This window comes from Sphingobacterium sp. GW821-FHT03E03 (genome assembly GCF_059420745.1).
Window position 1 is genome coordinate 1 of the sequence record NZ_JBWKUH010000039.1, and the last position, 24,931, is coordinate 24,931.

15 protein-coding genes and 1 pseudogene are annotated in these 24,931 nt (G+C 40.6%); 10 read left to right on the forward strand and 6 right to left on the reverse strand.

The window, feature by feature from the left end; all coding sequences use genetic code 11:
* The 4 genes from AC07UV_RS24285 to AC07UV_RS24300 all read right to left on the reverse strand — a co-directional run.
* The coding region (locus tag AC07UV_RS24285) for a hypothetical protein (protein WP_495185627.1) at positions 1–333 on the reverse strand (333 nt) is incomplete at its 3' end.
* 1,565 nt (positions 334–1,898) lie between these two features.
* A complete protein-coding gene (locus AC07UV_RS24290; protein WP_495185628.1) occupies positions 1,899–2,813 on the reverse strand; it encodes an EamA family transporter in 915 nt (304 codons plus the stop codon).
* Between the two features lie 3 nt (positions 2,814–2,816).
* Positions 2,817–3,203, reverse strand: a complete 387-nt coding sequence (locus tag AC07UV_RS24295; protein WP_165309308.1) for a RidA family protein — start codon at positions 3,201–3,203, stop codon at positions 2,817–2,819.
* 10 nt (positions 3,204–3,213) lie between these two features.
* Positions 3,214–3,345, reverse strand: coding sequence for a DUF6728 family protein (locus AC07UV_RS24300; protein ID WP_317125717.1), 132 nt, complete (start codon positions 3,343–3,345; stop codon positions 3,214–3,216).
* A gap of 286 nt (positions 3,346–3,631) precedes the next feature.
* Between AC07UV_RS24300 and nagA the strand changes: the two genes are divergently transcribed.
* The 3 genes from nagA (at position 3,632) to AC07UV_RS24315 (ending at position 7,327) form a co-directional block, all read left to right on the forward strand.
* Positions 3,632–4,738, forward strand: a complete 1,107-nt coding sequence (gene nagA / locus AC07UV_RS24305; protein ID WP_495185629.1) for an N-acetylglucosamine-6-phosphate deacetylase — start codon at positions 3,632–3,634, stop codon at positions 4,736–4,738.
* 175 nt (positions 4,739–4,913) lie between these two features.
* Positions 4,914–6,554, forward strand: coding sequence for a glycoside hydrolase family 10-like protein (locus AC07UV_RS24310; protein WP_495185630.1), 1,641 nt, complete (start codon positions 4,914–4,916; stop codon positions 6,552–6,554).
* A gap of 218 nt (positions 6,555–6,772) precedes the next feature.
* The gene (locus tag AC07UV_RS24315; RefSeq protein ID WP_282251815.1) at positions 6,773–7,327 is read left to right on the forward strand and encodes an acyl-CoA thioesterase; all 555 of its coding nucleotides are present in this window, start codon (positions 6,773–6,775) and stop codon (positions 7,325–7,327) included.
* A gap of 31 nt (positions 7,328–7,358) precedes the next feature.
* Here AC07UV_RS24315 and AC07UV_RS24320 read toward each other — a convergent pair whose 3' ends face one another.
* Together AC07UV_RS24320 and AC07UV_RS24325 are read right to left on the reverse strand one after the other, a co-directional pair.
* Complete coding sequence (locus AC07UV_RS24320) at positions 7,359–8,654, reverse strand: RagB/SusD family nutrient uptake outer membrane protein (protein WP_282251816.1); 1,296 nt, start codon at positions 8,652–8,654, stop codon at positions 7,359–7,361.
* Positions 8,655–8,752: 98 nt separating this feature from the next.
* On the reverse strand, positions 8,753–11,761 hold the full coding sequence (locus AC07UV_RS24325) for a SusC/RagA family TonB-linked outer membrane protein (RefSeq protein WP_282251817.1): 3,009 nt from the start codon (positions 11,759–11,761) through the stop codon (positions 8,753–8,755).
* A 425-nt stretch (positions 11,762–12,186) separates the two neighbouring features.
* On the opposite strand from AC07UV_RS24325, the pseudogene AC07UV_RS24330 reads away from it, so the two are divergent.
* The 7 genes and pseudogenes from AC07UV_RS24330 to AC07UV_RS24360 form a co-directional block, all read left to right on the forward strand.
* Positions 12,187–12,711: pseudogene (locus AC07UV_RS24330) on the forward strand (carboxypeptidase-like regulatory domain-containing protein); the annotation flags it as partial.
* 101 nt (positions 12,712–12,812) lie between these two features.
* Positions 12,813–15,236: a SusC/RagA family TonB-linked outer membrane protein gene (locus tag AC07UV_RS24335; protein ID WP_495185640.1), complete on the forward strand. Its 2,424-nt coding sequence runs from the start codon at positions 12,813–12,815 to the stop codon at positions 15,234–15,236.
* Between the two features lie 12 nt (positions 15,237–15,248).
* Positions 15,249–17,021 carry a SusD/RagB family nutrient-binding outer membrane lipoprotein gene (locus tag AC07UV_RS24340; RefSeq protein ID WP_495185631.1) on the forward strand — a complete coding sequence of 591 codons (1,773 nt, stop codon included), beginning with the start codon at positions 15,249–15,251 and terminating at the stop codon, positions 17,019–17,021.
* A 51-nt stretch (positions 17,022–17,072) separates the two neighbouring features.
* Positions 17,073–17,720: a peptidoglycan recognition protein family protein gene (locus AC07UV_RS24345; protein WP_495185632.1), complete on the forward strand. Its 648-nt coding sequence runs from the start codon at positions 17,073–17,075 to the stop codon at positions 17,718–17,720.
* A gap of 464 nt (positions 17,721–18,184) precedes the next feature.
* On the forward strand, positions 18,185–19,426 hold the full coding sequence (locus tag AC07UV_RS24350; RefSeq protein WP_495185633.1) for an exo-beta-N-acetylmuramidase NamZ family protein: 1,242 nt from the start codon (positions 18,185–18,187) through the stop codon (positions 19,424–19,426).
* 69 nt (positions 19,427–19,495) lie between these two features.
* On the forward strand, positions 19,496–22,981 hold the full coding sequence (locus AC07UV_RS24355; RefSeq protein ID WP_495185634.1) for a SusC/RagA family TonB-linked outer membrane protein: 3,486 nt from the start codon (positions 19,496–19,498) through the stop codon (positions 22,979–22,981).
* A gap of 13 nt (positions 22,982–22,994) precedes the next feature.
* On the forward strand, positions 22,995–24,851 hold the full coding sequence (locus AC07UV_RS24360; protein ID WP_495185635.1) for a RagB/SusD family nutrient uptake outer membrane protein: 1,857 nt from the start codon (positions 22,995–22,997) through the stop codon (positions 24,849–24,851).
* Positions 24,852–24,931: the final 80 nt, after the last annotated feature.

Here is a 24,931-nt window from a genome sequence, read left to right on the forward strand (position 1 = left end):
TGGGATGTAGGTGAACGTACTATGTTCATGGGGGAGTACGATTTCGTTTTTGGTACCATGTTTTTGAATGATAATATCGTCCGTCGCTTTCTTGGTGTAAATGAGATGAAAGTCCGGTTTGTTTGTTTTCAATTGAATAATACAATCCTTAGTCACATGAGCCTGCACCCAATACAATATCACCTGGCGGTAATCTATAAATTCCTCCACAAGCTGTATCGAAGTATCCTCATATAGATTACGTTTTGCATCAGGTAATTGGGGCAGAAATGGGTGTTTTTCCTCCTCGAAACGCGCTACTTTTGGTAATATAAATTTGAAGGTCTTCTTCATACTTATGTTGCTTTGTTGTACAGATTTTACGGTATGGAAAAGTATTTATAATTTATTTACTAAATACTACCGCCTAGCACAAGTTTATTTAATATGTTTTTACTATTTTATAGTCTCAATTTGCGGCTTGTTTTTATCACCTTATACCCGTCGTGTTATCCGATCAATAATGGGATAGGGGATAACCGTAACTTTCCTGTCGGCTGGCTTTAGTAAAGTTAGTAGGCAAACCTGCTGATTGAATCTCATATTTATGAGATAATGACTTCATATCTCTATGATTTTATTCATTTATAAGGAGAATTTTAAGCGATCTTTTGACTGCTGTGTAATATTTGCGTAGAGGAATGGTGGTTTAAATACTGACTTCCGTGTCGCCACTTTAAGAGTCAGCAAGCGTATATAAAGTTCCGTCCAAGCGTTGGTAAAGTGTTGCCTAAGCGTAGATACAGTGTTGATAGTGCGTTAAGACTGTACTTTTGACACACTATTGACGCACTTAGCCTATTTGAAAACTGTACTTGGTGCAATAATACCTGTGAAACGTCTTTATCATGGTTTATCTATGCTTGGTCTATACCTAATACACAATCTAACTAAGTCTTCATTGTCGGCCTGCTCCCCATTCTGGAGTTTAATTGACCTTGTTTTTTATAGAAACGATAAGCAACTTATTTTGATCACCTCGTCATAAATGGAATTACTCCTTCGTAATGCAATCTTCATTTTCATTTTCCTGATTTTTTGATTGTTGTTAATTCAAAGATAGCGGAAGGTTTTTAGCCTAAAAGGTGCCATATGGTGGCCGGAAATTGGCTAATAATTGGCTGTGCCGTCTCTTTTCTTCGCTTTTTATCCGCCATTTTTTCGCCCCTTGTTCGTGCCATCTTCGGAATTCCCCTATATATTCCCTACTCATTCTCTACATATTGCCTACATAATCAGTAGGGAAAGAGTAGGGGAAGAGTAGAGAAATATAAGGCGGGGGGCGAAGCAGTTCCGAACGAGTTTCGAAAACAGGATGAACAATTTGCAGAAAATGTCACTCGCGCTAACTTTCTATTTTTTTTGTTATTTTTTCTTACCTTATTCGTCCTTTGACCCATTTTTGGTCTGCTATTTTCCCACTGTTCCCTTATTGTAATAGGCCAATAGTGGGAAAATAGTTGATGAGACTTAGAATGATTGTAGTAAATTATAAAAGGAAAGTTACTGTTTGGGAGCCTGAGTTTTGAAACAGCTTTTAAGCTCAATCGATAAGCGTTTTTGAAAGATATTATGATGTATTAAAGCTATCCGAATATGGTTGCCTAAAATTTGGTTTCATCTGGGAAAAATTCAAAGTCTCCACGAATTACTTTAGTCAGTATACTATTGTGGTTTTCTAAAGGTTAAGATATAATCAAATTGATAATGGGAATTCAATAATTACAAGGCTAAAATGCAAATCTGGGGAAACCTGTTAGCATTAGGAACTGGAATATCTGATAGAATAAAATTATATTTCTTTTGCTAATTAAGAGGGGTTCTTCTTATCCTTCACATATCCTAGTTAAAGATCATTTTTATTTCCTTTTTATATTTAGGATATTTCTGTTGCCATTAAAAAGAACGATTGCAACCAATATTATACCATAAGCCAGATATTTGATGAAGGGAACAGGCTCCTGAAAATAGGTCGCTGCCAACGTGAAGGCAATGATTGGATTGATGTACAGCAACACACCTGTCGTTGTTGAAGAAATCCCGATCAATGCATACATGCTCAGGAAAAGTGGGATAATCGTGAATACAACAGCAATCAGTATTATGGTGCCCCAAAAGATAGGTTCGGTAGGGATGTCATGGTGATTATAGATCAGCTTGGGGATAACGAATAGTGCACATATACTCAATTGGAGGACCAATTGGTTGAGTTTGTTGAAGCCTGTCGATATACGTTGTACGATAAGGTAGAAGGCATAGCAGGTCGCGATGGTTGCGGCCCATAAAACATCATTCAATGAACCCTTGGCCAGTAGACAAACACTACCAAAGGCAATGAGCAAAGCCAGTTTCTGCAAGGGACGCAGTTCTTCTTTTAAGATAAAATAAGCTGCTGCTGCGGTGATCAATGGGCAGGTCAGATAGGCCAATGCTGCGGATTGGATGCTGATGTGGTTGACGGCATAGATATAGGTAAACCAATTCCCGAAGATCAATAGGGACGCGAGAATAGTAAGCCCGGTCTGTTGAATTTTGCGGTTCCGTGGGAGGTCTTTGAATTTTTGAATATCTGTACGCAGTGTCTTTCTTTGGAATAATAGGAGATAGAGCCAAAGCACCGCTAAGGCAGTTACGATCCTAAAATATAGAATGTCCTCTGCAGGATATTCCCGTATCCATCGGACGGGAATGGACATAAAGCCCCAAATAAAGGGAGCCAAAAAAGCCGCGAAAAGATATTTTCCGCGGCTTACAGTTTCGTTATTATTTTCCACGGACTAATCTTTCCAGGCAATGACCGAAATTTCGACATTAACATTCTTTGGTAATGTCTTCACCGCTACACACTCACGTGCCGGTTGTGCTTCCTTGAAATATTCGGCATAAACATCGTTTACAAGGCTAAAGTTGCCCATGTCGCTTAAAAAGATGGAGGCCTTGACGACATCCTGAAATGTATAACCAGCATGTGTTAAAATGGCTTCGACATTTTTCAATACCTGGTGCGCTTCATCTTTTACGCCCGATGAGATCAGCTCCATTGTTTCAGGAACAAGTGGAATCTGTCCGGAAACATACAGGGTATTACCGGCTTTAATCGCTTGGTTGTAGGGGCCTATTGCCGCAGGAGCTTTGTCTGTATTGAAGATCTCTTTTTTTGACATGGTTGCTAGTTTAGGATGAAAAAAATATTTTATAGATCAACCCCAATAAAAAGACAATAACAGCCGTTGCATTAATGATATGCATGGCTTTGATACTGCCATTGGTGGGTCGGTCAGCGTTGCGCTTTCTGAAAAAGTACATGGAACTAAGTTACGACAGTAAATTAAAAAGTTAAAATTAAAAAGTAAAAACTTTGGGATAGCGTGAAGACAAATACTAACTTTAGTAATAGAAGCATGCTGTGTAAAATTTGCTGTTGATCATACGAGGACAGGAAAGACTGAAAGGGATATACAGATGTTACAGTGCGAATTGTTACAGCGAATTTCATATCGGAAGCTTTTCGAGAGGATTGTAAGTCAATATATTCAGCGTGAAATGTATCCCATTTGAAGTGTCGGAAAGGAAAAATATAAAAATTATTTTGATGAAGAAAACAGCATTAGTAGGCGGTAGGATCTATACCGACAATGAAATTTTAGAGAAGAAGGCATTGCTCTTGGGTGGTGGGGTAATAGTCGGGACGGTCGATGATAAGGATATCCCAGCAGGATATCAGTCTCTTGACGTCAAAGGCGCCAATATCTGTGCTGGATTGGTTGATCTACAGCTATATGGCGATGGTTCGGATCTTTATTCTGCTGAACTCAGCCTCGCGTCATTGGAACGGATCTCCAATGGATTGATTGATAAGGGGACAACTTCTTATATGATGACTTTGGCGACGAATACTATTCCGGTATTTAAAGAGGCCATTCGTATTGCTGAGGACTACCATCATGATGCTTTTTTGGGGCTGCATCTGGAAGGTCCGTTTTTGAATGCAAAAAAAAGAGGTGCTCATCCTGAAGAACTGATTATAACACCGACGAAAGAACGGATCGAAGATCTGCTCCAGGGAACTCAAGTTGTCAAGATGATGACGATTGCTCCTGAATGTATTTCGGATGAAGTGCTGAGGTATTTGCAAACGTATCAGTTGTTGTTGAGCGCAGGGCATAGTAATGCTACTTTTGCCGAAGGGATACATGGCTACGATGCGGGAATTCCGACAAGCACACATCTGTTCAACGCCATGTCACCATTGCACCATCGCGAGGTAGGTTTGGTCGGTGCTATTTTTAACCATCACAAAGCCTATGCGAGTATTATTGTAGATGGACATCACGTCAGCTTCGAAGCTGTGAAAATTGCTAAAAAGCAAATGGGCGATCGTTTATTTATGATTACTGACGCTGTTGCAGCATGCAATAAGGGGATCTATCAGCACGTGTTGAATGACGGTTATTACGCCTTGCTGGATGGTACAATTTCGGGGGCAGCAATTTCCCTATTTGAAGGAATCAGAAACTGTGTACAGCAAGTTGGGATTCCGTTGGACGAAGCGATCCGGATGTCGACAACCTATCCGGCGAATCTGCTAGGAAGAAGCGATATCGGAAACCTAAATGCGGAAAGTATGGCCAATGTCATCGTGTTTACGGATGATTTCAAGTTGGAACATGTGATCTTTAAGGGGGAACTGCGCTATTGATGATCCTATTCGAGAAGATTACGTTGTAATCTGAAATTGACTTATATGATGTGTATTTTCATCTGATAGAAATATATTTTTAAGAAGGATGAAAGAACGCTAAATTTCTTTTCTATTGAAATTTAGCTTAGTTTTGGGGGTTATTTTGAAAAAAAACACTATACTTTATCGCTTAATGAAACGTTCCTTATTATTTTTAGCTACGGCAGCCTTTCTTTTGTCTTCTTGTTCATCCAAGAAAAATAAGAAGGAAGAACCTGTTAATACGAATACCAATGTTGAAATTGTAAAAAAAGATCCACCTTCGGTTCCAAAAAGAGAGCGGATGAAAAATACAATCGAGACTAAAGAGACTAAAGAGACTAAAGAACAGCCTGCTGTTGAAAAGAAGAAGGATATCGTTGTTGAACTTCCAGCTGTGCCACGCGAGTTTCGCGCTGCCTGGGTTGCTTCTGTTGCGAATATCAACTGGCCGAGCAAAAATTACCTCAGTACTGCTGAGCAACAGCAGGAAGCGATTGGTATTTTAGATTTTTTAAAGAACAATAATTTTAATGCGGTTGTTTTCCAGGTACGCCCCTCGGCGGATGCTTTTTATAAAAGTGATCTTGAACCTTGGTCTTATTTTTTGACAGGAACTGAAGGTCAGGCGCCATCACCCTATTATGATCCACTTGAATTTTGGGTTGAACAGGCACACAAACGGGGAATCGAACTTCATGTTTGGTTAAACCCTTATCGTGCGCACCATACCGCCGGCGGTGCGGTGACTTCGGCTTCAATGGCACGCAAGATGCCTGAATCTGTTGTGAAATTAAAACAGGGCTATTACTGGTTTGATCCATCAAAACAGTCAACACAGGATCATGCTGCGCGTGTGGTCATGGATATTGTTAAGCGCTATGATATTGATGGGGTTCATTTTGATGACTATTTCTATCCTTATGCTGAATACAATGGTGGACAGGACTTTCCAGATTCGGATAGCTATAATGAGTTTAAACGTAATGGTGGTACGCTGTCGCGTGGTGATTTTAGAAGAAACAGTGTGAATACCTTTATCGAACGCATCTATAAGGATATTAAAAAGGAAAAAAACTTTGTGAAATTTGGGATCAGTCCTTTTGGGATCTGGAAGCCGGGTTATCCTGCGGGAATACAAGGGTCAAGTCAATACGATATGTTATATGCTGATGCTAAACTGTGGTTGAACAAAGGCTGGATCGATTATTTTGCACCACAGCTTTATTGGCCTATCCAACCAGCAAAGCAAAGTTATACGGCTTTGTTGAAATGGTGGGAAAGTGAAAATACAATGGGCCGTCACCTTTGGCCGGGTATCAATACTGTTGGGAGACGTGGCCCGGAATATGTACAGGAGATTGTCAATCAGGTTGCTGCGGCACGGAATATTTTGCCAGATAATCGCGATGGTGTTATCCATTGGAGCTTGGCTGGTCTAACAAAAAATCCGGCAATGACGCAGGCGCTTGTAGATGGACCTTATCAAACTAAAGCTTTGGTGCCAACAACACCATGGCTCAATGCGAACCCGTTGTTGAAACCGAGCTTATTGCTGACACCACAGGGAAATAATATTTTCTTGAAATGGCAGCATCAACAAGTTGACCAGGTGGCAAAATGGGTGTTATACCTAAACTATGGAGGTCAATGGACGTATGAGATCCTGGAACCAGGCGTAACAACGAAAGATGTGCCGACGACATTGAATAATAAAAAATTGCAATATGTTGCGGTTAAGGCGATTGACCGTTTGAGCAATGAAAGTCCTTATATTGCTGAAAAAGTAAAGTAGTGGCATTTTTATATGATTTCAAAGGGGGCTATCTGAACTGATTCAGATAGCCCCCTTTTCTGTTTGTGCATGGTGAAGACTTCATATTCGGATATTCATTCCATTGCATTTCGGTTGATCGGGGATGATTTGTCTTTTTTTGATCAGAAATAGTGGGATTTGCTGGAACACAGTGATTTTGTTTTGAATTTCAATCTGTCTGGGGTAAATTTAGGGATATGGAAGAGATATATAAAACCGTTAGTGATTCGGTGATCCGAATTTCACAGTTGATGTTACCATCCAATGCCAATTTTGGAGGAAAGATCCATGGAGGCTATATTTTGTCCTTGATGGATCAAATAGCCTTTGCGGTGGCCTCTAAGTTTTCAGCACATTATTGTGTAACGGCTTCTGTTGGTAAGGTTGATTTTTTGAAACCAATAGAGGTGGGGGAACTTGTGACCTTAATAGCGTCTGTTAATTACGTGGGCAATTCGTCTATGGAGGTGGGCATTCGAGTGGAGGCTATGAATATCCAAACGGGTGAAACAAAACATTGCAACTCCTCTTACTTTACCATGGTCGCTAAAGATGAAACGGGTAAACCAGCACGGGTACCTCGATTGATTTTGGAGAATGAGAAGGATGTGTTTCGATTTTATCGCTGTGTGGTAAAGATGGAGGTGGATAAAGAACGTGATCGTGCGATTCATGATCTGGAGCGGGACTCCCTAGAGCAACAGGCTTATATCAGTGCGCATTATGATGTCAAGATTGCATTAAAAAAATAGTGGGCCATCGTTGTGATAGCCCATTATTTTTTTAGATTTCTGGATCTGCAGGTGTATTCGGATTACCGATTCGTTCCTGATCCGGGTAAGGATAGAAATTCCGGTTGCGTTCTGTTGTATTTTGTGGTGGTGCAGGACGACCAAACCGTCTGCTATCTTCCAGTCGTAAGCCTGACATAAATAATTCTGCGCAACGTTGTTTATAGACTTCGAGCAGTAGATCATTTTTGTTGATGGCTCCAGTATAAGCTGGCAGCCCTGCATTGACATTGAATAGATCGCTAGCCGTTTGAGTACGAACTTCATTGATTAGATCGCGTGCCTCGGTCAACGAACCGTTGTTGCGTAATAAGGCTTCGGCTTTGATCAGTTTCATTTCGTCGGGTAAGTAAACGGGAACTTCTCCATTCTGTGTCTCGGAAAAACCTTTAAGCTGGAGTGTTGTGCCATTAAGTTTAGTGTAGAAGTCAAGACGTTTATCGCCAGTTTCAAATAGACTTGTCGGGAGGCCTAAGTTTTCCCTAACGACGTAATATTTCAAAATACTGGTTTGATTCCAAAGCGGGTTAACACTTATTGCTGTGTAGGTGAACGTACTTTTCTTCGTTAAATCAACAAGGTTAGCTTCGTTGTAGGCCTGTTGGTAATTTCCGGCCATGAGATTGAAGCGGGCATTGAAAGCGTGTAGGCAATTCAGCAAGTTAATGGTTGAGCCGGTTACCGTCGATGTAAATTCCGATGATATGGGCGTTTGTTGCACCAGGGCAATTGCCGTGTTCAAGGATTTGATTGCTTCCGCAAGAACAGCTTGTCTATCAACGAAGGTCACTTTGCCATCCTTTTGAGTCTGTGTATTAGCTTTCTCAAAACTTGTTGCCAGTGCGCCAAGTGCTATTGCTCTGTATAAGTGGGCATTTGCCAATGTGCCAGATAGTGTTCCGCCAGTTAAGGTGCTGATGGATGAAGCATTGTTCAGTACACTTTCACTCATACCAAGTAGTTTTTGCATACTGGACCATAATGTGAGAATATTTCCGTTTGCAGTGGGTAATTCGGTGCCACCGGCTTCAAGTTCTAACGTGTTGGTAAATGTGGCAACGCCTTTGAGCTCACGTGCTGTGACCGCGGGGTAAAAATAAGTTGCGGCTATCCCATTTGTCGAATAGTACATCTGTAAACCCGCGCTAATGGCAATGATCCCTTCCCGAGTTGTTGGGACAGCACTTCCACTTGGTTGATTTATATTTGGGACATCCATTTTACAGCTGTTAAGACTCATGGCCAGTGCTGCAAATAGGAATAATTTATAGTTGAAAATCTTTTTCATTGAAATATTTTTTAAGGATGATATGATACCTGCGAATAGTTTTATTCATTCAACGATCCGAGGGTATCTAAACATCCTGGTTTTCCTATATTGTTAAATTAAAATGTCAGATTAACTCCTGCAATAACCTGTCTTGGCAGTGGGACTTCGACGAAGTCAAAACCGCGAACAGCGCTGTTTTGTCCGGCTGCATTTACTTCAGGATCCCAACCGCTATAATTGTCGAAAGAGAATAAATTGCGGCCAGCTAGAGAAAAACGGATATTTTTAATCTTTGAGTTTGGACGTGCCCAATTGTAAGATGCTGACACTTCTCTTACTTTGACAAAGGATCCTTTTTCAATCCAGTTTTCCATAATGGAGAATAATGCTGCTGAAGTACCTTTAGGAACCTCACCTCTCAGTTCTGGTTCATAGCCTGCAAGGCCACCATATAGGTCACGGTCACCGACGCGTCTGGTGAAATTAAAGACATCCTGTCCGACGACGGCATCCAATTGAGCTCTAAAAGTCCATTTTGACCCAACATTGATTTCATTGATCAAGGATCCAGTCCAGTCCGGATTAGGGTCGCCAATGACCTTTTTAAGTGTGGCGCCTGTAGGGACACCATTGTTGTCTTTTCCGACTTTGGCTGTTGTCGGAAGGCCAGCCGCATTGTGATAAATGGATCCATCCGTATTGCGAGCGAAGTAAGTCGCGTAGAAGGCTCCCAAGGGGGATCCGTTGACTGCTGCAACTTGCCCGAATCCTGCAGAATACATCAATATTCCCCCTGGGACATTATTGACCACGTTTTTGTTATGGGAGTAAACAGCCGTAATATTCCATTTGAAGTTTTCTTTTAGGACAGGGACACCTCGTAATAAGAGTTCCATTCCCCGATTGGTCATTGTTCCAATGTTGGCGTATTGGGACATATAACCTGTGGAAGGTGTCAGGTTGATGTTCATAAGGAGGTCTTTGACATTTTTTCGATAATAGGAAAATTCTAGTCCTAAACGATCATGGAACATGCTGAGGTCTGTACCTACTTCGAACTCTTCCTGGCGTTCGGGTTTTACACCCTCATTGCCCATGAGGTCTGTGGGAATAATCCCATTAATACCGCCAGTGTTCAGCGGCGAATAGTTGGTGTATCTACTGAAGGGACTCAATGCGGTAAGGTTTCCAGATTGTCCATAAGAAGCCCGGATCTTGAAGCTTGAGAGAACATTATTGATGGCCGAATTCTTCCAGAATTGTTCATTGGATAAGACATAGCTTCCGCTTACCTTTGGATAGAATTGGCTACGATTCTCGCTTCCGAAAACAGAGGACATATCATAGCGAATAGCACCAGTCAAATAAAGTTTTTCCTTAATCCCAAAAGTCTGTTGGAAGAATGCACCGAAAATATTCATATCGGAGCGGAGTTCTGTCGGTACAACGACGCCATTATTCACTGTTTCACCGCCGTATCCCATTTGTGTAGCCTTCATGTTGGTCGACATATTTTTTTCAGTTTGAAAAGTTAGACCAGCACCGGAAGTCGATTCCAGCCATTCACCGATCTTTGTCTGGTAAGAGACGTTAAAATCGTTGTTCAGCATGAAGGTGCTGATGTCTGCACGCTGTGCGTAGCCCTGCTCGTAGGATGGTGTTGTGTTCCCTGGTGGGATGTAGGCTGTGCCAAGGGAATTGGCATTATCAAATCCCAAGATATAATTCAATGTTAGGCCCTCTAGCGGTTTGGCCTGTAGCGATAAATTTCCAATAAAGCGGCTTGTGCGTTGCGCAAATTTAAAGTTATTGATTGCATCCAGTGGGTTTGTCCGTTTAACAACATTGACCGGTGTTGTGGAAGGGTATTTTCCGTTTTGGTCTCTTTCGGGATTAATAAAATTATTGCTGAAGATAAACCCGGTTAATGCACCATAGGCCTCGGTCATGCCACCATTGGGCATTTCATTGGAATGACTATACACATAATTCATCCCCGCACCAAGTTTTAGCCAAGAATTGAGATCTTGATCCAGACGAGCGCGGAGTCCACCACGGGTAAAATCCGTATTCTTAATAATTCCCTGGTTATTGAGGTAAGTGCCACTGATATAGTATTTTGTGCCTGCTGTACCTCCAGACATAGAGATATTATTGTCTGTACCAATGCCGGTCTGGAAGATTTTGTCCTGATAGTCGTATCTTGTAACATCAGTTTGCGTCAGATCAGTGGCCGTTGTATTGACAAATGTTTTGCCGTAGGTATTGTAAGGTAGCTTCTTTCGTAAAGAAGAAGTTTTGAGGCTTGTGCTGAAGGTAAAAGTGGGTTTTCCTTCTTTCCCCTTTTTTGTTGTAATCTGCACTACACCATTGCTGGCCCGAGATCCATAGATCGCGGCGGCAGCTGCCCCCTTAATAATCTCGATGTTTTCAATGTCAGCGGGATTGATATCGACCAATCTATTCTGACTATAGCCACCTAAATCTAGCAATTCTGCAGAGGAATTATTAACAATGACTCCATCTACGATATACAGTGGACTGCCACTCCCAACGATGGAACTAGGCCCGCGCAACTGTACGCTAATACCGCCAGCTGGGTTTCCGGAGTTTTGAGAGATTTGCGCTCCAGCTACTTTTCCCGTTAAAGCCTGGTCAATGGATGTCGCATTACTATTGGCGATATCTTTGGCATTGACGGTTGATACCGCGTTGCCTAGGACTTTACGGCTTGTTCCAACAGCGTTACCAATAACAATTACCTCATTCATCCGTACTAAATCTTCCTGAAGACTCGGAGCAAGGGTAAGGGTTGTCTGATTTCCCAGTTCGATACTGGTCGTGGTCGGAGCATACCCTACATTGGATAACACGAGATCATACTTTCCAGGATTGATGGATGTGGTTAATGTAAACTCTCCATTGGCATTGGTGCTGACGGATTGGTTAGTCCCCTTGAGTTTGATAGTTGTTCCGGGAACGGATTGCCCGGTACGGGAATCGGTGACTTTGCCTTTGATCGTGTAATTTTTTTGCTGCGCAAATGCCATGGAGCTTGTTCCGAGCATCATTAAAAGCGCATAATAACGATAAGGCACTTTGCGGTTTAGTAAGTGTTTTATCATAAAGTCAGATTTTAAATACAATAGCTTATCTATTGTGGTTTTATTTCATATAAATATAGAGTTTTAAATAGGTTATTAGGATTGTTTTGTATTTTTTTTGCTATATTTTGCGGTTTTGTGTGTTTTTGATGCTTCTAAATTAGTTTTATGTGTGTCGATGTGTGCGATAGTTCGTTTATTTTTATTTCTTTTTCAAATACTTGTGCATAAACTTGCATAACTAAACTCCTTTTTATAGTATTGTATTATAATTGGTGTAAACCTCGGGCTGGAACCTCCCGTTATGATCAGTTATTAACAACTAACTAAATACCATGAATAAAAAATTGCTCTTATTCTGTTCAGGAGTGATGCTATCTACCAGTTTATGGGCTCAAACCAAAACGGTAACAGGTAAGGTAACAAATGCCTCAGATGGTGGGTCTATGGCAAATGTTACAGTAAGCATCAAAGGTAAACCTATCAATACGCAAACCAATCCAGATGGAAGTTTCACAATTAAAGCCGAGCCCGGAGATATTTTGATTTTTAGGGCTGTGGGTTCGAAAGAACGGCAGCAGCTTGTGGGATCAGATGCTACCATTAACATCGCTCTTTCGGGGAGCGAAGAAGCCTTAGAAGAGGTTGTTGTCACGGCAATGGGGATAAAAAAGGAGAAGAGAGCCTTAGGTTATGCTGTTCAGGATATCAAGTCAGATGAATTGATGAAGAATAAGACGGCCAACGTTGTTAATTCTTTAGCAGGAAAGATTGCTGGGGTTAATGTAACGCAAGCTTCTGGTTCGGCGGGTGCGGGTGCACAAATTATTTTAAGGGGTGGTACTTCATTGGAGCGAGACAATCAACCTTTATTTGTCGTAGATGGTGTAATATATGATAACTCTACAGTAATCGGTGGGAATAGTGCTTTCGATGGAGCTCAGGCTACATCTACATCTAATAGTAATCGTGTTATGGATATTAATCCCGAAGATATCGATAATGTGTCTGTATTAAAGGGGCGGCAGCAGCGGCACTATATGGATCGAGAGCAGCAGCAGGGGCTATTATCATTACTACAAAAAAAGGGCAGGAAGGTCGCACTGAAATCGGTTTTTCAAGTAGATTTTCAAATAATTGGGTTAATCGGTTGCCGGAGCAACAAGGGAAATATAAACGTGGCTATTACAATAGTGCAGGCGTATTGGATGATTATACAACTCAATCTTGGGGTGAGAAATTTGGAAATAATGATGTCGTGTATAACAACGTGAAAGATTTTTTTCAGCATTCAACGGTATTCGATAATACGGTTAATTTATCAGGGGGAAGTAAAAATGGATCCTTCTATTTGTCTGGTTCTCGCTTTGACCAAAAAGGGATCGTTCCAAATACGAGCTTTGATAAAACCACATTCCGCTTTAATGGTGATCAAAAATTTGGTAAGTTGACTGTGGGCGCTAATGTTGGATATTCGCTTGCGAATACAGACAAGACGTTAACCTCTGCTGGTCTATGGGGTTCTGGTGGAACCGGTGCAATGGAATCCCTATACAGCTGGTCTCGTAGTGATAATATGAAGAAATACCTCAATGATGATGGTACAAAATATCGTATGTTCGAAGGGCGTCAGCCTTTGGAATCAGATGTCGAAAATCCATATTGGACGATTAACCGGAATATATTAGGGGATAATACAGAGCGTATTACGGGAAGTATCAACGCCACGATGCCTATTTTTGACTGGTGGAACCTGACCTATCGTGTGGGGATGGATAGTTACCTGACAAAAAACTCAACGATTATTGGTGAAGGAGGTGCGATCAAAAAACCATGGCAACAGGGGATGATGTCTGAGAGTGATTTCAAATACAACTATTGGTCTTCCAATATCATGTCCAATTTCAATAAAAAGGTGGGTGATTTTGATCTGGGGGCTTTAGTGGGATTTTTCTCAGAGCAAACCAAGACCACAACAAACCGCCGGATGGGCTATCATTTTGAAGCGCCTGGTTTTTACAGTTTTGAAAATATAGAATTGGCGAATAAGCAGTTTAGCGTTAATAATGCAAAGAAACGTTTATTTGGTTTATATGGTGAGTTTCGCGCTTCCTATAAAAATATGTTGTTTTTGAATGTTACGGGTAGAAATGACTGGGCATCAACACTTCCTGCGGATAATAGGTCTTATTTTTATCCTTCTGTCGGCGGCAGTTTTGTATTCACTGAGCTGATGAAAGACAGTCGTCCAGAATGGCTGGATTTTGGAAAGTTAAGAGCGTCTTGGGCGAGAGTTGGAAAAGATGCTGATCCTTATGTTACGAATACCTATCTGTGGAAACCAATTCAATATTTAGGTGGAATAGTTGGACTGGGAAATAATTGGCAGAAAGGTAATCCGTATTTGAGGCCAGAGACAACAGGCTCGTTTGAAATTGGGGCTGAATTGCGTTTCTTTAAAGGGCGATTGGGAATAGATTATGCTTATTATACTAACAATTCCTACAATCAGATTCTATCTCCTCGTTTGGCTCAATCTATTGGTTATATCTTTGCTTCAGTTAATGCTGGTGATATATACAACAAAGGAATGGAATTGTCTCTGACTGGCAAGCCGATTGTCAAGAAAGACTTTGTTTGGGAATCGACATTGAATATGTCCAGAAATAAAGGGACAGTAGATAATCTATTGGCGGGTGTCAATATTCTTTATGTGACTGATGTGCAGGTTGGTAATGCAAAAGCAGCTTCTTTTAATGGCGGGAATTTTATGGGAATCTCTGGTTCGCAATGGACACGGACTCCCGATGGAAAGGTTGTTTTGGATGTAAATACCGGTATGCCAGTAAGTGATAACCAAGTGACATATAATATTGGAAACCGTGAGCCTAAGTTAACCGGTGGATTCAATAATAGCTTGACCTATAAGAATTTTAACCTTTCTTTCTTATTTGACTTCCGTATAGGTGGTGACATTTATAACGGTACGGACTATGCGATGACGGTCGGTGGGATGAGTAAACGAACTGAGGATCGTGATCAGCTGGTATTGAGCGGTGCAATCCGTAATGGGGGAACGAATGATGTTCCTGTATATGAAGACAAGACGTTTACATTTTTAGCAGATCAAATGTACGATATTAAAGGTGTGTCAACAAGTGGACGGAAGATTATTCAAGATTATTGGAGTGATTTCTATGCGCGTGAAAGTGCGAACTTTATGGTGAAGACCAACTGGTTACGCTTGCGCAATATCTCTGTTGCTTATAATTTCTCGGATGGTGTATTAAAGAATGCCGGTGTTTCAAAAGTTGTAAAAGGTTTGACAGCAACGTTGACGGGAACTAACTTATGGTTATTGACCAATTATAAAGGGCTTGATCCTGAAGCGTCGGCTGCTGGTTCTGGTGTGAGAGGTTCGAGTTCGGTAGGGATAGATTATAATGGTGTCCCTAGTACGGCTGGCGTTATGTTTGGTTTAAATTTTAGATTTTAAGATAGAAAAGTCATGAATAAATATAAGAGAATAGTCTCATTTCTGTTGGTTCTAACTTTATTTTCGTCCTGTAGCAAAAATTGGTTGGATATCAATGTGGATCCAAATACGCCGTCGAGTACTGTCGCTTCGGTGCAAAGTCGTCTGGCGTGGATACAGCATTATTATTTATATGCGCAAGGGACAGCAGGAACACGCGCAAGCTTTGTAACACAGCAATTGACATTTGTCAATGGTGCAGCTTCAAATAGTATGATTGCTGGCTGGAATCCTCTGCCTGGTATGTCAACAACACCTTATCAATTCTTTTTTATAGGAGCAGGGGCGAACTTCAAGGATATGGAGGAAAAGGCAAAATCTGAAAATGCCTATCACTATCTTGGAGCATTGCACACTATTCGTGCAATGGGCTTTATGCTGATGACAGATTGGTACGGAGAGATGCCGTATACGGAGGCATTGGGGGCTTATATTACGCCAAAATTTGATGATGGAAAGGTGATTTTCGAGGGTTGTCTTGCTGATATAGATAAGGCAATCGAATATTTCAATATGGCGCAACCGGCAGCTACTGCACCTCTATCTGCGGGTGATAGCTGGAATGGTGGTGATGTCAAGAAATGGTTGAAAATGTGTTATGGGCTAAAAGCAAGGTGGCTAAATAATCTTTCAAAAAAGACCAGTTTATATAAGCCTGATGAAATATTGACAGCGTTAAACAATGCGGCTACTTCAATTGGAGAGAGCACAGTGGTGTCGCATATTGATGATAAATCAGACAATATTGGAGATATCCTTTTTGCAGATCCTGTTAAAACGTCGATTGTGTTTAACAATGCTGGAATGAATACAAATACTTTGGTTACCAAATGGTATGAAGATCTTTTGACCAATTTTGATAATAAAGGTGTAGAGGATCCGCGGGCGGATAAATTACTTCCTTGGGCAGAGTTCGGTTCACCAAAGAAATTTGTTCGTTCGAAAGGAGTTGATATGAAATCAAATATTCGGATGAATTCAGGGCCAATAGCATCATCTTACAACGATAAAACAGTTACAATCCAAAGTAATGGACGGAGTGTTGCTCCGCACTCATGGTATATCAACAATGCTAATACAGCGCGATGGGGCGATACAGTGTATGTTTCGATTAAAAGTAGTTCCGTCGGATATGATAGTGATGTGTCCGATATCTATAAATGGAATGATGGTACAGTTGCTGCTTCGGGTACATTTTACTCGCGTCCTGATGCGCCTACCCATCTGGTTGCCTATCCTGAAATGTGTTTTATCAAAGCAGAAGTGCTGTTCAACAAAGGGGATAAGGCTGGAGCTTTTAATGCGTATAAAGATGGGGTTAAAGCACATATCGATTTAATGAATATCAAATTAAATTCGTATGGTAATATTAACAAAAGTAAATCGCCGATGGAGCAAGCGAAAATCGATAATTTCCTGAATAATGGTATTGGTAACGCTGGAAATATTACGCTGGCTAAAATTATGATGCAAAAATTTATCGCACTTTCGTTTTCGCAGCAAAATTGGAATGATATGCGCCGCTATGATTTCAGTGGTGCGGTATATCCGGGTTGGTCAGTGCCCTACGAGTACACGGTCACAGCTGCGGCGCAGACGAAAATACCGCAAGGAAAGCAGTTCAGAAGAGTGCGTCAAGTTTCGCATGAGATCAACTATAATTCCGATAATTTAAAAGCATCTCATCCAAATGCGTTGAACGACGATATATGGTCATTTCCGGTTTGGTGGGATACTAAAGAATAGTTTAAATTTGAAAGCCGCAATTGCGGCTTTCTTTATCTAATACTTTTTTCGATGAAATACTTTATTAAATTTTTCTTCACAGCATTTCCATTTTTTCTTTTTGCCCAATCACCCAAGATTGTTCAAAAGCCTATTACCTGGAATCAAGAGCGTGTACAGCTGTCTTTGGATTATCTGAAAAATAGACATGGGCTAAGTCAAGCTGCACCGACAATAAAACCTAAAATGGTTGTCGTGCATTGGACAGCTAACAATAGTGTAAAAGCAACATTCAACACCTTTAATCCTGTGAAATTGCCAGGCAGACCTGAGCTGACCAAGGCGAGTCCTTTGAATGTATCTTCTCAATTTGTAATCGACCGTGATGGAACAATCTATCAATTTCTGCCCGATACTATTTTTGCTAGGCATACCATTGGTCTCAATTATTGTGCAATCGGTATCGAAAATATAGGTAGCCGTCAGAACCCCTTAACTGATGCGCAGCTGAAAGCAAATGAAGAATTGATCCGCTATCTTAGTAAAACATATGCTATTGAATACGTGATCGGGCATCATGAATATCAACGCTTTAAAAAGACTTCGTGGTGGAAGGAAACCGATCCTAAATACATCACTGGTAAAGATGATCCGGGTGATAAGTTTATGCATTCTCTGAGGGGCCATTTGGTTGACCTAAAACTAAAACCTCTTCCTTAATTCGGGTACGTACTTGTAATGTGGTCAGCGGCATTTCCTTGTGGCCAGTCTCTTTTGGTGTTTGTATTTTCCAGTTTTCTTCTTGTCTCAATATGAGATCACTTAGGGAAAGTGTCAGTGTAGTCCTTTTTTTTGCGGGTTTGCTGTGTTTTGCTGTATTGTTAATGAGATGTTAAAATATGGAAATGATATTTCTACGTGTTTCTGTTACATCTTTTATGTCTTATTAAAATAGTGTTTTATCTTTTCAAGCTATTGTTATGGAGCTTTTAAAGTGCTTTTTTGTGTTTATTTAGGAGTATTGGCGGGGTTGTTGTATTTTTAATTGTGAGTAAACACTTACTTTCTTTTGCGTTTTTATAAGGTATTTTGTTTTAAAAACGAAAACTTCTACTTACTTTTATTCTGATTTTCAATTATTCATGCATAAAACTGCATTTTATACATGAACAAATAGTCTATTTATGATGAAATATGCCTTACTAAAATTAGCCTTTGTACTATCTGTTGTTGTCCTTTTCTCTTGCGGAAGTTCACTGAAGTCAACAAAACTCAATAAAGAAAACAGTAATACTGTATCTATAAGTGAAAACAGTTTGATCACTCCTGGCGCAGACCAGCTGTCTTTGTACTTGCCACAGCTAAAAGGTAAGAAGGTTGGGATTATGGGAAATCAGACTTCTATTGTAGGGAATGATAAAAGACATCTAGTGGATGTTTTGCTTGAAAATAAGGTTGATCTGAAGTTTGCCTTTGCTCCGGAACATGGTTTTCGTGGCAATGTAGAACGTGGCGAGAAGTTCGGTAATGACGTAGATCAAAAAACAGGATTAAGTTTATTTACCCTTTACGGGGGAAATAAAAAACAAGATTCCATTGTCAATTCCATTGATGTTATGATTTTTGACCTCCAGGATGTGGGGGCGCGTTTCTATACTTATATTACCTCACTACATCGAGTTATGGAATTATGTGCAAAGCATAATAAAAAACTAATTGTACTGGATCGGCCTAATCCAAATGGTGATCAGGTGGATGGACCTGTGCGCCATGATGATAAATTTAAATCAGATGTTTCCTGGCATAAAATAGCCATGATTCATGGATTGACCATTGGTGAGCTAGCGCAGATGATTAATGGAGAAAAATGGTTGGAAAATGGGCGTCAAGCTGATATACAAATCGTAAAAATTCAAAATTGGAACCATAAAAAAACGTATGATTTGCCGGTAATTCCATCACCGAGTTTACCTAATCAACTTTCAGTGCGTTTGTATCTTTCCCTGTGTTTGTTTGAAGGTACAGATATTTCGGTGGGTCGTGGTACAGATTGGCCTTTCCAGGTGTTGGGGTATACAAATCCTGTATATGGGTCTTTTACATTTACACCAGGCGAACGTCACGGTATGTCAAAACATGTGGAAGGGAAAGGTGCTAAGAACTATGGTGTCGATTTGCGTGACTTAGATCCTAATAAACAAAAATTTACACTAAAATACTTGCTGGATTTTTATAAAAAGACGCCGGATAAAACTACGTTTTTTGCTAGGCCGGAATTTTTTGATAAGCTAGCTGGGGCAGATCAATTGCGCAAACAAATTATAGCAGGAGAGTCTGAGGTGCAGATCAGGGATTCTTGGGTTGCAGACTTAAAGGTTTACAAGCAAATGCGTAAAAAATACCTGCTGTACACCGATTTTGAATAGTTTATAGCAAACAATACTAACGAATAAACAATATTAACTAAAATCATTTATTTTAAAACTCTATAATCAATGAGAAAATTTGTACTATTTTCTGTTGCTCTTGGATTGAGTTTTCCTTCTGAATCCTATTCTTTTACAAAGAAAGAAGGTTCTTTGAATGGCACTAAGTTGACGGGTGTCCTTCTGAATTCTTCTGCTAGAGGTATAGTTCAAAATACAGTACAAGGTACTGTGACGGATGGAAAAGGTCCAGTCTCTGACGTAAGCGTATCCGTTGTTGGCGGAGGGGTGTCAACTAAGACCGATGCGCAGGGGCATTTCAAAATTACAGCTGCTGTGGGAAGTAAATTGCGTTTTTCATCCATAGGCTATATTTCGAAAGATGTTACTGTCACCTCTAATTCGCTGAATGTGACTTTGGTTAGTGATGATCAAGCGCTAGATGAGGTTGTTGTGGTTGGTTACGGTACTCAAAGAAAGGGGAATTTGACAGGAGCCGTTTCAACAATTAATGTGAAAGAAAATCTACAAAGTCGTCCGATTGCTGATGTCGGAAGGGCGATTCAAGGTACTACCCCGGGTTTTAGTGTGACAGTGCCAAGTGGAGAGGTAGGATCTGATCCGACAATGCGTATTCGGGGTGCAATATCATCCATCCAAGGGAGTAGCAGCCCATTGATTTTAGTGGATAACGTTGAGATTCCAAGTATTCAGTATGTCAATCCCGACGATGTAGAGTCCATTACCGTCTTGAAAGATGCCGCTTCTGCTTCTATTTATGGTGCAAAGGCTGCTTTTGGTGTTGTATTGATTAAGACAAAAACAGGCGGTGGCTCAGAAAAAATTACTGTAAATTACTCGAACAACTTCTCGTTTCAAAATCCATATAAAAAATTAGAAATGGGTCGTGTGAATGCGTTGAAATATACCATTGATGCATTGGATCGTATTGGTGGAACAGAAACAGGGGCTTTCTATAAAGTGAACAAGGAAAGTTACGAAAGAGCTGTTGAGTGGGATAAAAAATATGGTTCGTCCATTGGTAAAGATGATCCGACAGTATATGGCCGGGATTGGTACGTTGACCCAGGGTCGCCTACAAAAAAATATGGCGTCAGAACTTATGATCCTTATGATTATATGGTGCGCGAATGGGCTCCAACGCAGACGCATAACTTGTCTTTAAATGGTTCGATAAATAAAACACAATATACGGCTTCTTTTGGTTCTCTGAATCAGAGCGGTATGTTGAAGGCTGGTGATTCAGATAAATTCAAAAGGTATAATGCGGCTCTACGCTTAAATACGGAGTTAAATAAGTACGTGACTGTTCGTGCAGGGGCTATGTTCGCGCAACGGAATAAGGTTTATCCTTATGCGACAAACTCAACTACGGCCGATCCTTGGCTGTACATGTACCGATGGAGTTCACTCTATCCAATGGGGTATGATGAAAATAATAACCCAATCAGAAGCCCGTGGAGTGAGAATGAGGCTGCAAATGAAGCTTCCATGTTGCATAATTATATTAACTTAAGTGCTGGTGCTACAGTTAATATTATGAAAAATTGGAAGGTAGATGTTGATTATACCTTTACAAATGAGGATTATAACTGGCGTAAAAATGGAACTCGATATACGGCTGCAAACTCTTGGGTGGCTGCCAAACAACGGTTTGACGCACAAGGGAATCCTGTCTATGTGAATAAAGATGGTGCTGTTGTTAATAAGGGGGATGCTGATGCAAGTTTGGCTTATGATCTTTCTAATGATATGTATACAGCCAATGGGTCAGCCCAGGATCATATCTATATGCGTTCGCAAAACGAACATAAGCATACTGTGAATGCATTTACGACTTATGAGCTTGATCTAAACGAGGATCACAATTTCAAGTTTATTTTAGGATTGAACCGGGTGACAAATGATGGTTCTTATCATTGGACACAGCGTGCAGATCTATTGGATATTAAAAATCCTCAATTTGACTTGGCAGTAGGACAGGTTACTGGTAGTGGTGGCGAGTATTGGGAATCACAATTGGGGTATTTTGGTCGGATGAACTACGCTTATAAGAATAAATACTTGTTTGAAGGTAATCTTCGGTATGACGGATCGTCAAAATTCCCCGGAGATTTGAAATGGCGATGGTATCCATCTTTCTCAGCTGGTTGGGTAGTTTCAGAAGAGAAATTTATGGACTGGTCAAGGTCTACACTTAGTCATTTGAAATTTAGAGGATCTTGGGGAGCAATCGGAAATCAAACAGTAGATCCAGATCTTTACATTGCGAATATGTCAGCAGGTCAAGTTAACTATATTGTAAATGGTGCCCTGTTAAATGCGGTAGGTTCACCTAAGTTGAATTGGCCAGATGTTACATGGGAAAATATTGAGACTTTGGATTTTGGTGTTGATGCGCGATTATTTAAAAATAAACTGGGAATTACGTTCGATTGGTATCAGAAAAAAACCAAAAATATGTTTGCGCCATTAGAGGGAACTACATATACGTTGGGGGCACCGGCGCCGCTTGGGAATTTTGGTACATTGACGACAAAAGGTTTTGAGCTTGCTGTAGATTTTAATCATCGTTTTGAAAATGGTTTAGGGATCAATTTTAGAGCCAATTTTGATGATGCGAAATCTGTATTTAGTGGATACACATCTTCAAGAACAACCGGTGTGAATTATGACGGTCGGGTTTATGGTGATATATGGGGCTATGATACTGATCGTTTGTACCTATATAATGACTTCGTGTTAGGTGGTGATGGCAAACCGCAGCTCGTGGAGATGAATGCGGGGATGAGTAAGTACGCTACAGGGAGTGCCTATCTCTTAAAAGAAGGGACGAACGGCGAAAAACCTGTTTATCAACCCCGTTTCCAAAATTCAACCAATTTTTACTTTGGTCCTGGAGATGTTAAGTTTAAAGACTTAAACGGCGATGGAGAGATTGATAATGGGGATGGTACTATTGATAATCCTGGTGATATGAAAATTATTGGTAACTCTACACCGCGTTATCAGTATGGTTTTAGAGCAGCAGCGGACTGGAAAGGTTTTGATCTATCTATTTTCTTCCAGGGTGTCGGTCAACGTAAGGTCTGGGGAGCTGGCTTCTTGGCGATACCAGGCTTTAATATTTCGGATGGGGCGATGCCTGCTACTTTTGTAAACGACTATTGGACCGAAGACAATCAGAATGCGTTCTATCCGGCAGCATTTAATAACGGCGGAAGTCTAAATGTAAATAATATGCAGATACAGTCCCGTTACTTGCTGGATATGTCATATTTGAGAATTAAAAACTTGACATTAGGTTACTCTCTTCCTCAAGATGTGATCAAACGGGCGAAGCTGAATAATTTAAGGGTATATGTTTCCTTGGAGAATTTCTTCACTTGGGACAAACTGAGAGGATTGCCGATCGATCCGGAGGAAGTTGAAGGATATTCGCTCTTTAATGAAACGAATTACAACAGTGGGCGTACTGGGGTAGGAACGCCGACCTTTAAAAGCGCATCATTTGGTGTTCAGTTAAACTTTTAAACGAATTTGACAGATGAAATTAAATAGAATAAAAATTGGATCTATCATCCTGTCTGCAGTATTGCTGGGCGTTGGGTGTAATAAAGATGTTCTCGATAGACCGGATAAAACGAAGGTCATTGATAAGGATTTTTGGCGCAATGAAGCGGATGTTCGTTTATACGCAAATGATTTTTATCTAAACTACTTTGTTGGTTATAATACATTTTATGGTACGGCATATGCGCCATTGGTGGGCTATAATTATGCGGATGATTTTACTTCGGAGGGTACCCAGGGGGGCTTTGAAACAATTGTTCCAACAAGTCGGGGCACGACTCCGTCATTGTCAGTAGGGACTCCTGCTCCAGATATATTAACAACTTATTCTGGCCCGACATGGAACTTCTATTGGGTAAGAAAGGCTAATATCATGCTGAATAGAGTTGATACAAAAGCTAAGGCAAACTTGACCGATGTTGAATACAAGCATTGGACTGCGGTAGCCCGCTTTTTTAGAGGTTACGAGTATGCCAGGTTAGTTTCCGTATTCGGCGATGTACCCTATTTTGATGCTGAGGTTGATCCTATGGATCAAGCCGGAATGTATAAAGAGCGGACAAAACGTGGCGAGGTTATGGATAAGGTTTATCTTGATTTTGAGTATGTGCTTGATAACATGCGTGCAGATGATGGTAAAGGGTATGTAAATAAATATGCAGCAGCTGCACTTATTTCTAATCTAATGCTGTTTGAAGGTTCTTGGGAAAAATATCATGGCCTGGATCAGGATCGTGCAAAAAAATACCTTGGTCTTGCCTTAAAAGCTGCAGAGGTGGTTATGAATAGTGGTAAATGGTCTTTTAGTAGTGATTTCAAAAGTTTGTTCGCATCAGAGGATTTGTCTAGCAATGCGGAAGTGATTTTCTTCAGAACATATAATGATGCGTTGAAAGTGACTCATGCGGTAGGTTCTTATAGTAACGGAACAGAGGGGCAAAAAGGGGTTAACCTAGATTTGCTAAAATCATTTATCTGTAATGATGGTAAGATTTGGCAGAGTTCGACTGTTGCAAATGCGTCTGATTTCTCCATGAAATCTTTAGCGGAGACAAGGGATCCTCGTTTTGAGGCAACTTTTATGAATGTGGTCAATACAGCTTCATCTACTTTGGCTTATGGTCATAAATTCGCTGCAAGAGAGGCGCTTACTTATATTGGTAAAACATATCCTGCAAAATGGAGTAGTAATACGAATACGAATGATGCCCCTGTTGCTCGTCTTGGTGAGGTTGTACTGAATTGGATTGAAGCGAAGCAAATTCTCGCGGAATTTTTTGGCGGTGCTGCTGTTACTCAGGCTGATTTGGATAAATCTATTAATGCGATCAGAAATAGGCCATTGGATGCGGATGCTATTGCAAAAGGTGTTAAAAAGACAGCTCCTTTATTGTTAAATACTTTACCAAATGATCCACAGCGCGATGCGGATGTTTCTCCGTTGATGTGGGAGATCCGGAGAGAGAGGAGGATGGAATTTGTCTACGAATACGCGAGATTGAATGATATTCGTCGCTGGAAGAAATTGGATTACATGAATTTTGCCCGCAATGTAGATTATTCGTTGGGTCCATGGGTGAATATTAAACAAGATCTCCCAAATCGTTTGACAAAAGCTTATGAAGGTGTTTTGAAGGTACGTGATGCTGGGGGGAATACGATAACTTACAATGGTACAAATGGAGATGCTCTGGTTGGTTACTATATGGTTCCGAAATTTGCAAACCGTGTAAGTTTTACTGACCGTGTCTATATGTCCCCTGTTGGACTAAATCAAATTCAGCAGTATGCTGATTTAGGCTATATCTTAGCCCAAACATCAGGTTGGTAAACATTATTGCTAATAATATAAGCCTTTCTGAATATTTCAGAAAGGCTTTTTAATAAAAGGGTGTTTTTTTGTATCAAAAA